The organism is Fulvivirga ulvae, from assembly GCF_021389975.1.
Lineage (GTDB): Bacteria > Bacteroidota > Bacteroidia > Cytophagales > Cyclobacteriaceae > Fulvivirga > Fulvivirga ulvae.
In genome coordinates this window covers 3,202,230-3,213,755 of sequence record NZ_CP089981.1, presented here as the reverse complement: position 1 = coordinate 3,213,755, position 11,526 = coordinate 3,202,230, and the positions used below count along the sequence as shown (strand labels likewise).

General features: G+C 39.3%; 15 protein-coding genes and 1 pseudogene. 2 read left to right on the top strand and 14 right to left on the bottom strand.

What is annotated here, in order from left to right; translation table 11 throughout:
- The first annotated feature begins 36 nt into the window (after window positions 1–36).
- Window positions 37–969, top strand: a complete 933-nt coding sequence (locus LVD17_RS13570) for a Ppx/GppA phosphatase family protein (protein WP_233767551.1) — start codon at window positions 37–39, stop codon at window positions 967–969.
- Window positions 970–1,015: 46 nt separating this feature from the next.
- Entirely contained in the window at window positions 1,016–2,092 is a 1,077-nt protein-coding gene (locus tag LVD17_RS13565) for an Ldh family oxidoreductase (protein WP_233767549.1), read from the top strand.
- On the opposite strand, the gene LVD17_RS13560 is transcribed toward LVD17_RS13565, so the two are convergent.
- The 14 genes and pseudogenes from LVD17_RS13560 to rplO all read right to left on the bottom strand — a co-directional run bounded on the left by LVD17_RS13560 (window position 2,089) and on the right by rplO (window position 11,485).
- Window positions 2,089–2,613 (bottom strand): hypothetical protein, encoded by a 525-nt coding sequence (locus LVD17_RS13560; protein ID WP_233767548.1) that lies wholly within the window; start codon window positions 2,611–2,613, stop codon window positions 2,089–2,091. The genes LVD17_RS13565 and LVD17_RS13560 overlap by 4 nt on opposite strands.
- Window positions 2,610–2,900 (bottom strand): FtsB family cell division protein, encoded by a 291-nt coding sequence (locus LVD17_RS13555; protein ID WP_233767546.1) that lies wholly within the window; start codon window positions 2,898–2,900, stop codon window positions 2,610–2,612. The genes LVD17_RS13560 and LVD17_RS13555 overlap by 4 nt, the downstream gene beginning before the upstream one ends.
- A 119-nt stretch (window positions 2,901–3,019) precedes the next feature.
- The gene (gene eno / locus LVD17_RS13550) at window positions 3,020–4,294 is read right to left on the bottom strand and encodes a phosphopyruvate hydratase (protein WP_233767545.1); all 1,275 of its coding nucleotides are present in this window, start codon (window positions 4,292–4,294) and stop codon (window positions 3,020–3,022) included.
- 6 nt (window positions 4,295–4,300) lie between these two features.
- Window positions 4,301–5,402: pseudogene (gene carA / locus LVD17_RS13545) on the bottom strand (glutamine-hydrolyzing carbamoyl-phosphate synthase small subunit).
- A 126-nt stretch (window positions 5,403–5,528) separates the two neighbouring features.
- Window positions 5,529–6,107: a 50S ribosomal protein L17 gene (rplQ, locus tag LVD17_RS13540; RefSeq protein ID WP_233767543.1), complete on the bottom strand. Its 579-nt coding sequence runs from the start codon at window positions 6,105–6,107 to the stop codon at window positions 5,529–5,531.
- 5 nt (window positions 6,108–6,112) lie between these two features.
- Window positions 6,113–7,102 (bottom strand): DNA-directed RNA polymerase subunit alpha, encoded by a 990-nt coding sequence (locus LVD17_RS13535; protein ID WP_233767541.1) that lies wholly within the window; start codon window positions 7,100–7,102, stop codon window positions 6,113–6,115.
- A 67-nt stretch (window positions 7,103–7,169) separates the two neighbouring features.
- On the bottom strand, window positions 7,170–7,775 hold the full coding sequence (gene rpsD / locus LVD17_RS13530) for a 30S ribosomal protein S4 (protein ID WP_233767540.1): 606 nt from the start codon (window positions 7,773–7,775) through the stop codon (window positions 7,170–7,172).
- 25 nt (window positions 7,776–7,800) lie between these two features.
- Window positions 7,801–8,193, bottom strand: coding sequence for a 30S ribosomal protein S11 (gene rpsK / locus LVD17_RS13525; protein ID WP_155173961.1), 393 nt, complete (start codon window positions 8,191–8,193; stop codon window positions 7,801–7,803).
- 21 nt (window positions 8,194–8,214) lie between these two features.
- A complete protein-coding gene (gene rpsM, locus LVD17_RS13520) occupies window positions 8,215–8,592 on the bottom strand; it encodes a 30S ribosomal protein S13 (RefSeq protein WP_233767539.1) in 378 nt (125 codons plus the stop codon).
- 5 nt (window positions 8,593–8,597) lie between these two features.
- Window positions 8,598–8,714: a type B 50S ribosomal protein L36 gene (gene ykgO, locus LVD17_RS13515; protein ID WP_002695078.1), complete on the bottom strand. Its 117-nt coding sequence runs from the start codon at window positions 8,712–8,714 to the stop codon at window positions 8,598–8,600.
- A gap of 8 nt (window positions 8,715–8,722) precedes the next feature.
- Window positions 8,723–8,941: a translation initiation factor IF-1 gene (infA, locus tag LVD17_RS13510; protein WP_009578730.1), complete on the bottom strand. Its 219-nt coding sequence runs from the start codon at window positions 8,939–8,941 to the stop codon at window positions 8,723–8,725.
- Window position 8,942: 1 nt separating this feature from the next.
- Complete coding sequence (gene map / locus LVD17_RS13505) at window positions 8,943–9,716, bottom strand: type I methionyl aminopeptidase (protein WP_233767538.1); 774 nt, start codon at window positions 9,714–9,716, stop codon at window positions 8,943–8,945.
- A 6-nt stretch (window positions 9,717–9,722) separates the two neighbouring features.
- Entirely contained in the window at window positions 9,723–11,036 is a 1,314-nt protein-coding gene (secY, locus tag LVD17_RS13500; RefSeq protein WP_233767537.1) for a preprotein translocase subunit SecY, read from the bottom strand.
- Between the two features lie 2 nt (window positions 11,037–11,038).
- Window positions 11,039–11,485: a 50S ribosomal protein L15 gene (rplO, locus tag LVD17_RS13495; protein ID WP_233767535.1), complete on the bottom strand. Its 447-nt coding sequence runs from the start codon at window positions 11,483–11,485 to the stop codon at window positions 11,039–11,041.
- Between the last annotated feature and the right edge of the window lie 41 nt (window positions 11,486–11,526).

Genomic DNA, 11,526 nt, shown 5'->3' with positions numbered 1-11,526 from the left:
CTATTCATTTCTTTATATTTGGCTAATTTTTTTATTATGGAAGAAAACATTGGAATTATTGATTGCGGGACAAACACTTTCCATTTACTCATAGTCAGGCAAGATGACTCGCAGTTTCAGATGCTTCATAAAGAAAAAGTTTCCGTAAGGATTGGAAAAGGTGGCATCAATCAAAATCAAATACTGCCGGATGCCATTGAACGGGCGACAAATACAATCAGGCATTTTAGTGACATCCTGGATAAGTTTGCAACTGACCGGATATTTGCTTTCGCAACGAGTGCATTCCGCAATGCTGCTAATGGAGAAGAGGCCAGAAAGGCTATTTTGGATAAAACAGGCATCGATATTAAAATAATCTCCGGTGTAGAAGAGGCGGAGCTAATTTTCAGAGGTGTTAATTTTGCTTTGGACATTGGAGATAAGCCTGCACTAATTATGGACATCGGAGGAGGAAGTGTTGAATTCATTATCGGCCAACGTAATAAAATATTTTGGAAGCAAAGCTTTGAGATCGGAGCTCAGCGGCTCCTTGACCTGTTCCATACAACAGACCCAATACAATCTGAAGAAATAACGGGACTGGAAAATTACCTCAGATCAAACCTGGGTGAGCTTCTTGAACATATTAAAAAATATCAAACAGATACACTAATTGGTTCTTCCGGCACCTTCGATACACTAAGCGATATTTACTGCGAGCAAAGGAGTATTATAAAAGATGAAGATGCCAGTGAGGTCCCGCTGTCATTAGAAGGATACTTCAGGATACACCATGATCTGCTCACAATGACCAGAGATGAGAGAATGGCCATACCTGGTATGATAGAGATGCGGGTGGATATGATTGTTGTGGCTTCATGCCTGATCAATTTTCTGCTTAAGCAACACCACTTCCGTGAAATAAGAGTATCTACATATGCATTAAAAGAAGGTGTACTGGATCAGGTACTTGATGGGCATTTTTAAATTATACACTCGCATATTCAGATTATAATACTAATTTTGCCGCCTTATGGAGGAAATATTTTTAGTTGACGAACTCAGGGATTTTACCATCAACACCTTTCTGGCTATTGGCTGTTCACAAGAAGATGCAGAACTGGCCAGCGATGTACTTATTAAGGCGGATCTCAGGGGCATTGACTCACATGGCATTGCAAGGTTAATAGGTTATGTAAGGCTATGGGAGGCAGGCAGGATAAATCCCACACCAAAAATCAAAGTAGTCCATGAAACCCCAAGTACAGCTGTAATTGATGGTGACAGCGGGCTGGGATTGGTAGTGGCACCACAGGCAATGACCATTGCTATGGATAAAGCTGATAAAGTAGGTACCGGTTGGGTTTCCGTTAAAAATTCGAATCACTTTGGTATCGCTGGATATCATGCTATGATGGCGCTGGATAGGAACATGGTCGGCATGGCAATGACCAATGCCAGTCCATTGGTGGCACCAACTTTTGCCAAAGAGCGTATGTTGGGAACGAATCCAATTGCCGTATCAATCCCTTCAAAAGAGCAGCCGCCATTTGTAGCTGACCTGGCAACCACGACAGCGGCTAATGGAAAATTGGAAATCCTGCAAAGAAAGAATAGTGAGGCTCCCTATGGCTGGATACAGGACAAGGAAGGGAATCCCTCAAAGGATCCGCATGAATTGAAAAATGGCGGCGCTTTACTGCCTTTGGGAGGAGACAGGGAACATGGTAGCCACAAAGGCTATGCCCTTGGTTCCATTGTGGATATATTCTCCGCAGTATTTTCAGGGGCAAATTACGGCCCTTGGGCCCCTCCATTTGTAAGTTTCCTGCCATTATCAGACAATCCGGTGGGTGAAGGGTTGGGACATTTTCTTGGTGCTATGCGCATAGATGCTTTCAGACCAGCCAATGAGTTTAAATCTCATATGGATAACTGGATAGCCCGTTTCAGGGCAACGGAAGCCATAGAGGGAAAAAAAGTATTGATACCAGGAGATCCAGAAAGAGAAATGGAGGCTATTAGGTTAAAAGATGGTATTCCGTTGAATATTAATGTTGTGAAAGACCTTAAATCTGTAGCAAGCAAGCTGAAGCTCAAACAACTTTAGAAGGAGAAATAAACTCTGAATACCCAAGGTGAGTCATACGGACTGTCATTGCCGTATGTAAGATCATACATAGCTAATAAATTGATTGCACCTCTGTTACCTATGGGTTGCGATATACCACCTCCCAGTAAAAATCTGGTAGCACTATCCCTGTCATCCTGATCATCAAGAAGATTTGAATCAAAATTTATATAGTCGTACTCCGCTTGTGCAAAAAATTGATTAATACTGTAACGTGTGAAAACATTCCCTCCCCAAAGGTTATCCGATATATCGTAGTTTTTGAGTTTGATATACTGATAAGTAACTCCAACACCAGCGGACCATTGCTGGGTAATCATGTAACCTACAATTGGAGACAAAGAGATATTTGTTTGCTGATTACTCCCTGAAAAACCCAAGCCTCCTCCAAAGAATATACGTTCACTAAAGCTGGGGCTATTATCAAAATCCACATCTTTCTGAGCCAATGCCAAAGTAGCAAAGCCGCAAAACAGTATCAGGGTAATGAGTTTTTTCATTTTTCTTCTTCGACAACTACAAACAAATCTTCGGACTCTTTTTTCATATAATACTTCTCCCGGGCAAATTTTTCAAGCAACTGATCATTACTAAGCAATTCCTCCCGATCCTTTTTAACTTCCTCGATTTTCTGCAAATAATATGCCTTTTCATCCTCCAGGGTTTCCAGCTGATTCTTCAACTTTATTTGAGAAACCAGATCATTGGCGTCAATGAAGAGCATCCATATCAGGAAGAAAAAACTAAATAAAAAAAAGAAGTTCTTTGTGATTTTAGGGAGTTTCATAGCCACTGTAGTTAAAAAAATATATATCCTTAAGTTAAGAAGATTTTTTTGAAATATTAAAATAGAAAAAGGCTTCCTGTACACTATAACGTAACAAGAAGCCTTTAGTCTAATTATATTTAGAAATTTCTCCCAGGAAAAATAGCAGTTTCTCCCAGTTCTTCTTCGATTCTCAATAGTTGGTTATACTTAGCCATTCTATCTGATCTTGAAGCTGAACCGGTTTTAATTTGTCCGGTGTTTAAAGCTACCGCGAGATCAGCAATAGTATTATCTTCAGTTTCTCCAGAACGATGAGACATTACACTCTTGTAAGAATTCTGTTTTGCAAGATTTACCGTATTGATTGTCTCTGTTAATGATCCAATTTGATTAACCTTTACAAGAATTGAATTGGCAACTCCCTGATTGATACCCTCTTGAAGTTTTTTAACGTTGGTAACAAAAAGATCATCTCCAACCAACTGTACCTTTTTCCCTATTTTTTCAGTTAATTTCTTCCAGCCATTCCAATCATCTTCCTCCATACCATCTTCAATTGAAATAATAGGATATTTGCTTACCCATGACGCCCAATAATCAACCATTTCATCCGAAGATAGTTTTTGACCAGTTGAAGCAAAGTTGTAAACCTTGTTTTTAGTATCGTAAAACTCCGAAGATGCTGCATCCATAGCGATAAAAATATCTTCACCAGGTTTATATCCAGCCTTTTCGATGGCTTTCAAAACTACCTCAATGGCTTCTTCATTAGATGTAATATTAGGAGCAAAACCACCTTCATCGCCTACATTAGTAGATAAGCCTTTACCTGACAAAACTTTTTTCAGATGATGAAACACTTCTGTCCCCATTCTTAACGATTCAGAAAAGGTATCAGCTTTTACAGGCATCACCATAAACTCCTGAAAATCGATCGCATTATCAGCATGGCTTCCTCCGTTTAAAATATTCATCATAGGAACAGGAAGTGTATTTGCATTCACTCCTCCTATATATCTGAAAAGTGACTGGCCCGACTCTTGCGCTGCCGCTTTAGCAATTGCCAACGAAGTACCGAGGATAGCATTAGCTCCCAGTTTAGCTTTATTTTCAGTACCATCTGCTTCAAGCATGATCTTGTCCAGCAGATTCTGGTCATAAACTGAAAAACCAATCAGCTCTTCGGCTAAGATACTATTTACATTATCAACGGCCTTTAAAACGCCCTTGCCCATGTAAATCTTTTTATTACCATCTCTCAATTCTACAGCTTCATATTTACCAGTAGATGCCCCTGACGGTACAGCTGCTCTTCCCAGAATACCATTTTCTGTTACTACATCTACTTCTACTGTTGGGTTTCCCCGGGAGTCAAGGATTTGCCTTGCGTGGATACTTTCGATTAAACTCATGATCTATTATTTAGATTTTATTAATTCAACAAATTCATCAAAAAGATAACGTGAATCATGAGGACCAGGGGGAAGCCTCAGGATGATATTGTACAGAAAATGCCTTCCTACCCTTCACCTTAATGCCTGCTACTGTATGGTCATTCAAATGTATATGTGTTGCCTCAACTATTTCAGATGCTTTTACATCTTCCTCTGAAATAGAGAACCCATGATTTTGTGATGTCACTTCACAAAGCCCGATTGTCAAATTCTTAATTGGATGGTTCAGTCCTCGATGGCCGTGGTGCATTTTATAAGTAGATACTCCACAAGCCAGAGCTAATATCTGATGGCCTAGACATATGCCAAATAATGGTTGATTATCCGCCAGTATATCCTTTACTGTATCCACTGCGTATTGCATGGCCGCAGGGTCTCCCGGACCATTTGAAATAAAATAGCCATCCGGAGCCCAGGTTCTCATTTCTTCATAAGAACTTCGCGCCGGAAAAACTTTACAATAAACTCCTCTGGATGCAAGGTTACTCAATATGCTTGTTTTGACTCCTAAATCCAACACGGCCACCTTAATCGGGGACTTCTCGTCCCCAATAAAGTAACTTTCCTTCGTAGAAACGAGTGATGACAACTCAAGCCCCGCCATTGACGGAACTTTTTCCAATTCAGCCTGAAGATCCTCTCCCTTTAATTCAGATGAGATTATAGCATTCATCGCACCCTTACTCCTGATGTGCCTAACTAACATTCTAGTATCAATATCAGCAATACCCACAACTTCATTTCTCTCCAGATAGTCCTGCAAACTCTCCGTAGCTAATTTTCTACTGTATATATAAGAGTAGTCATTTACAACCAGTCCACTAATCTTTGGAGTGTCTGACTCCTGCTCCACATCAATAATTCCGTAATTGCCTATATGGCTATTGGTATTTACAATGATCTGCCCATAATATGAAGGATCGGTATAAATTTCCTGATATCCGGTCATACCGGTGTTAAAACAAATCTCGCCCCCACGGGTGCCGCGCTTCCCTATTGCACTCCCTTCAAATATTGAACCGTCCTCTAACAATAAGTATGCTTTGTCCTTATGTTGTAACTTCATTTGCATAATTTATAACTCCTATAGCCTTGGTATTTTTATTATAAGCTCTTAAAATTTGTTGTACAAAAATAAAAAAAGGGATCAGATATAAATCCAATCCCTTCAATTTTATAACAATTTTCAATCTCACTTTTCAGTTTTGCTTTCTTCAGTGTTCTCAGTATCTGACTCGTCAGTTTTAGTATCAGCCTTCTTCTCTTTCTTCGCTTCAGCTTTAGGTGCTTTAGCCTTTTTTTCCTCAACAGCACTTTCGCCAGCTTCCGCCTTAGCATCAGCAGATTTTTTACCCCCTCTACGACTTCTACGAGTCTTGGACTTTTCGACTTTCTCTCCACCAAGCAACAACTCATTATAATCTACAAGTTCGATGATGCACATATCTGCGTTATCGCCTAGTCTGTTACCTGTTTTTAAAATCCTGGTGTACCCACCCGGTCTGTCAGTTATCTTTTCTGCTACCTCATCAAATAAAGTCTTTACTGACTCCTTATCATTAAGATATGAGAAAACAACCCTTCTTGAATGAGTGGTGTCTTCTTTTGCCTTAGTCAATAAAGGCTCAACGTATTTTCTTAGAGCTTTTGCTTTAGCTACTGTTGTTGTAATCCTTTTATTAAGGATCAAAGATGTAGCCATATTAGATAGCATGGCTTTCCTATGAGGAGCTGTTCTGCTTAAATGATTAATTTTTTTCCCGTGTCTCATTTTTACTATTCTTCATCAAGTTTATACTTGGACAAGTCCATACCAAATGTCAAATTCTTGTCCTGAACCAACTGCTCAAGCTCAGCCAAAGACTTCTTACCGAAGTTTCTGAATTTCATCATATCGGATATTTCCAACCTCACCAAATCACCCAGTGTTTTAACATCCGCTGCTTTCAAACAGTTATATGCCCTTACCGAAAGATCCAGATCATTCAGAGAAGTTTTCAACAACTTCCTCATGTGTAACATCTCCTCATCCACTTGCTCGATTTCTCCACCCTTATCAGTCTCTAGTTCAATTGACTTATCTGAGAACAGCATAAAATGCTGGATCAAGATATGAGCAGCACCCTCTAGTGCCTTTTCCGGATGAATTGATCCGTCTGTTTCAATATCAAGTACCAGTTGTTCGTAGTCAGTTTTTTGCTCTACCCTGGTATTTTCTATACTATATTTTACATTCTTTATTGGAGTAAATATTGCGTCTATCGGAATATACCCAAATACTTGCTCAGATGGCTTATTTTCCTCCGCAGGTACATATCCTCTCCCTTTCTCGATCGTCAACTCAACTTCAAGGTCCACAGACTCATCAAGGTTGCAGATAACCAAATCCGGGTTTAGTATTTCAAAAGCCGACGTACCTTTCGCAATATCTCCCGCTTTCAATTCCTTCTGATTCTTTACCGAAATAGAAATCTTATTATCAAAAGACTCACCCACTTTCTTGAATCTAACCATCTTAAGATTTAAGATGATTTCGGACACATCTTCTACCACACCTTCAATTGTCGAGAATTCATGCAAAACACCTGGTATCTTAACACCAGTTATAGCATATCCTTCCAAAGAAGACAATAATATTCTCCTTAAAGCATTACCAATAGTAACACCGTAACCCTTTTCAAGCGGTTTAAAAGTGAACAAGCCGTGAAAATCATCCGCTTTTTCCATCACGACTTTGTCAGGCATTTGAAATGCTAAAATTGACATAGGTTTTTAACTTTTATAGTTATAGCCCGATACTTGTATAAGTACCAGGCTAATAATATTTTAATGATTACTTCGAGTAAAGCTCGACAATCAGCTGCTCATTAATATTCTCAGGAATTTCATCTCTCTGAGGCATAGCAACTAACTTTCCTACCATTTCACTTCCATCCCATTCTAACCATGGGTATTTCTTCACCCCATGTGTAGCCAGACTATCTGTAATTGTCTCTAAAGACTTTGATCTTTCCCGTACAGCTACAGTATCACCAGGTTTCAATGAATAAGAAGGAATATTTACTATTGATCCATTAACCACTATATGCTTGTGAAGTACCAGTTGTCGTGCCGCTCTTCTTGAAGGAGCGATTCCAAGTCTGAATACTGTATTATCCAATCTAGACTCAAGAAGTTGTAAAAGGATCTCACCTGTAATACCTGATTTTCTGGAAGCTTTATCAAAAAGATTAGCAAATTGCTTCTCCAAAACGCCATAAGTATATTTGGCCTTCTGCTTTTCCATTAACTGAATAGCATATTCAGACTGCTTCTTTCTTCTACCCCTACCATGTTGTCCTGGAGGATAGCTTTTCTTTTGCAGTGCTTTACTAGGGCCAAAAATCGGCTCATTAAATCTTCTAGCTACTTTTGCTTTCGGACCTCTATATCTTGCCATTATAAAATTCTTTTCTCTTTATAAATTATACTCTACGTCTCTTAGGTGGTCTACAACCATTGTGAGGTAACGGAGTCACATCCTTTATGGTTGTGATTTCTATACCTGTATTCTGGATTGTTCGAATAGCAGATTCCCTACCTGCACCGGGGCCCTTCACATATACCTCTACTTTTCTTAATCCCTGATCATATGCTCTCTGAGCACAGTCCTGAGCCGCCATTTGGGCAGCATAAGGTGTGTTCTTCTTAGACCCTTTGAAACCCATTTTACCAGCAGAAGCCCAAGATATTACCTGCCCTGAAGTATTAGTCAGCGAAATGATAATATTATTGAACGAAGCTTTTATATGAGCCTGACCAATAGCCTCAACAGCTACTACGCGCTTTTTTGCTTTATCTTTTCTTTTTTGTGCCATTTTGCGTTACGCTATTTTATCTTATTTCGTTGCTTTCTTTTTATTGGCAACAGTTTTCCTCTTACCTTTTCTGGTCCTAGAATTATTCTTTGTTCTTTGACCTCTAACCGGAAGGCTCTTTCTATGTCTCAAACCACGGTAGCACCCAATATCCATTAATCGCTTTATACTCATTTGTATTTCCGATTTCAGGACACCTTCTACTTTGAAGTTCTCGCTGATAATATTACGGATTGCCGTAGATTCATCATCTGTCCAATCCTGTACTTTTTTATCCCAGTCAACACCTGCTTCAGTTAAAATTCTCTGAGCTGTGCTTCTGCCTATACCAAATATGTAGGTAAGGGCAATTTCACCTCTTTTGTTATCCGGGATATCTACTCCTGCAATTCTTGCCATAGTGCTTAGCCTTGTCTTTGTTTAAATCTAGGATTCTTTTTATTAATCACGTAAACCTTTCCTTTTCTTCTGATTATCTTACAATCAGCGCTACGCTTCTTTACTGACGCTTTAACTTTCATTTTTTCAATTACTTATATCGATAAACAATTCGTCCTTTAGTCAAATCATATGGTGACATTTCCAGCTTAACCTTGTCACCAGGTAAAATTTTAATATAGTTCATTCTCATCTTACCAGAAATATGCGCTATTACTTCATGACCGTTTTCTAATTCAACTCTAAACATAGCATTAGAAAGCGCTTCGGTAATAGTACCATCCTGTTCAATAGATTTTTGCTTAGCCATATTAAAATTTAAAATTCTCTTCTATAAATTTATGTGTCGTTAGGATCTCCGTTCCGGTCTCAAATATAGCAACAGTATGCTCATAATGCGCTGAGGGTCTTCTGTCTGCTGTTCGAATTGTCCAGCCATCTGCCTCTTGCACTACATTCTTGGTTCCCAGGTTTATCATAGGTTCTATAGCTATAACCAACCCTTCTTTAAGCTTTGCCCCTTTACCTCGTTTACCATAATTCGGCACTTCCGGACCCTCATGAAGATCTCTCCCTATCCCATGACCAACTAACTCTCTTACAACTCCATACCCATACTGTTCGACATGATTTTGAATAGCATAGGCCAAATCTCCAATTCTATTGCCATAAACGGCCATTTCAATTCCTTTGTATAGTGACTCTTTTGTCACTTTCAACAATTGCATAACTTCCCTCGATACTTCCCCAACGGGATAAGTATAAGCCGAGTCACTGTGAAAGCTTTTATAATACACTCCACAGTCAACAGAAATTATATCTCCCTCCTTTAACTCATACTCACTCGGAAAACCATGAACAACATTTTCGTTCAGGGATATACATAATGATGAGGGAAACCCGTTATAATTCTTAAAGGAGGGAACCCCACCATGATCTCTTATAAATTCCTCCGCAATCTGATCAAGCTCTATGGTTTTCACACCCGGCTTAACCATTTTAGCCACTTCTCCGTGTGCCTTGCCAAGTATTAAAGCACTTTCCTTTATAAGTTCTACCTCTTCTCTGGACTTGTAATGAATCATTCCAGATTAAGCTGCAGCAATTTGAGAACGTCCTTTCACCTTACCAGACTTCATCATACCTTCATAGTGCCTCATTAGCAGGTAACTTTCTATCTGCTGGAGTGTATCCAGAATAACACCTACCATAATCAATAAAGAGGTGCCCCCGTAAAACTGAGCAAAGTTAGGACTAATTCCTGCCTTTACCGCAAATGCAGGCAAAATAGCTACAAGTGCAAGGAAAATTGACCCCGGCAACGTTATTTTTGTCAATACCTGATCTATAAACTCGGATGTCTGCTTACCTGGTTTAATTCCCGGGATAAATCCTCCGTTACGCTTAAGATTATCAGCAATATCATTAGGATTAACTGTAATAGCTGTATAAAAGAAAGTAAATAGCAATATCAATATGCCAAACACTAAGTTATACTGCCACGAGTAAGGATCAGAAAAGGTTGAACCTATATAAGATCCAACTTCGCTTTCTTTCCAGATTCCGGCTATTAAAGGAGGAATAAACATTAATGCCTGTGCAAATATAATAGGCATCACACCAGACGCATTAATTTTTAAAGGAATATAATCTCTTTTTCCTCCATACAATTTATTACCAATAACCTGTTTTGCATATTGTATTGGTATTCTTCTTACAGCTTGTGTGAGCATTACAACTGCCATTACAACAAAGAATAATGCCACAATTTCTAAAACAAACATCAAGGCTCCGCTCATTCCCCTTGACATTGCCTCACTTACCAGTGAGCCAGGGAATCTGGAGATAATACCAATCATAATCAGCATTGAAATTCCGTTACCAATTCCCTTATCAGTAATCTTCTCACCAATCCACATACAGAACATCGTTCCTGATACCAAGATAATCATAGATGATATCTGGAAAAAGGCCGGATCATACATAATTGCCTCAGCAGGAATAGTCGCTGCAAGATAGCCCGCTGATTGAGCAAGCGTAATAGCAATTGTAAGTACTCTCGTAATCTGTGTCAGGCGCTTCCTTCCAGACTCACCTTCCTTTTGAAGCTTCTGGAAGTATGGCACTGCCACGGTCAATAACTGAATAACGATTGAAGCCGATATATAAGGCATTATACCCAACGCGAATATGGAGGCTCTACTGAAAGACCCCCCCAAGAAAGTATTTAATAAATCAAATATTCCTCCTTGCGCTCCGCTGCCTAATGCATCCGGATCCACGCCTGGTAATACAATAAAAGACCCTAACCTAAAGATGATAAGGAACCCTAATGTATTCAGGATCCTTATCCGTAGATCTTCGATTGAAAATATGTTCTTTATGGTAGTGAAAAACTTCTTCATAATTATAGTTGAGTCACTTTTCCACCAGCAGCCTCTATGGCTTTAGAAGCCGATGCGGAAAAAGCATGAGCGGTAACATCTACTTTCGATTTTAACTCTCCTTTTCCTAATATCTTTATTAAGTCTTTCTTTGCAGCCAAACCATTTTCTACAATCAAATTAACATCCACCGCCGTTGCCTTAGTATCATCAACGAGTTTTTGAATTGTATCCAGATTGATCGCTTTATACTCAACCCTATTAGGATTAGTGAACCCAAACTTAGGAACCCTCCTTTGAAGTGGCATTTGCCCACCTTCAAAGCCGATCTTTTTTGAGTAACCAGATCTTGATTTGGCACCCTTATGTCCTCTTGTAGAGGTTCCACCTTTGCCAGATCCCTGACCACGGCCAACTCTTTTTCTTGTTTTAACAGAACCTTCAGCAGGTTTTAATGTATTTAATTTCATCTGTTATATTTTTTGCCTAGCGCCTGATTATCAGACTCGGA

Coding starts and splice junctions, on each gene's coding strand:
- LVD17_RS13570 (WP_233767551.1), top strand. CDS start 37: ATGGAAGAAAACATTGGAATTATTGATTGCGGGACAAACACTTTCCAT.
- LVD17_RS13565 (WP_233767549.1), top strand. CDS start 1,016: ATGGAGGAAATATTTTTAGTTGACGAACTCAGGGATTTTACCATCAAC.
- LVD17_RS13560 (WP_233767548.1), bottom strand. CDS start 2,613: ATGAAAAAACTCATTACCCTGATACTGTTTTGCGGCTTTGCTACTTTG.
- LVD17_RS13555 (WP_233767546.1), bottom strand. CDS start 2,900: ATGAAACTCCCTAAAATCACAAAGAACTTCTTTTTTTTATTTAGTTTT.
- eno (WP_233767545.1), bottom strand. CDS start 4,294: ATGAGTTTAATCGAAAGTATCCACGCAAGGCAAATCCTTGACTCCCGG.
- rplQ (WP_233767543.1), bottom strand. CDS start 6,107: ATGAGACACGGGAAAAAAATTAATCATTTAAGCAGAACAGCTCCTCAT.
- LVD17_RS13535 (WP_233767541.1), bottom strand. CDS start 7,102: ATGTCAATTTTAGCATTTCAAATGCCTGACAAAGTCGTGATGGAAAAA.
- rpsD (WP_233767540.1), bottom strand. CDS start 7,775: ATGGCAAGATATAGAGGTCCGAAAGCAAAAGTAGCTAGAAGATTTAAT.
- rpsK (WP_155173961.1), bottom strand. CDS start 8,193: ATGGCACAAAAAAGAAAAGATAAAGCAAAAAAGCGCGTAGTAGCTGTT.
- rpsM (WP_233767539.1), bottom strand. CDS start 8,592: ATGGCAAGAATTGCAGGAGTAGATATCCCGGATAACAAAAGAGGTGAA.
- ykgO (WP_002695078.1), bottom strand. CDS start 8,714: ATGAAAGTTAAAGCGTCAGTAAAGAAGCGTAGCGCTGATTGTAAGATA.
- infA (WP_009578730.1), bottom strand. CDS start 8,941: ATGGCTAAGCAAAAATCTATTGAACAGGATGGTACTATTACCGAAGCG.
- map (WP_233767538.1), bottom strand. CDS start 9,716: ATGATTCATTACAAGTCCAGAGAAGAGGTAGAACTTATAAAGGAAAGT.
- secY (WP_233767537.1), bottom strand. CDS start 11,036: ATGAAGAAGTTTTTCACTACCATAAAGAACATATTTTCAATCGAAGAT.
- rplO (WP_233767535.1), bottom strand. CDS start 11,485: ATGAAATTAAATACATTAAAACCTGCTGAAGGTTCTGTTAAAACAAGA.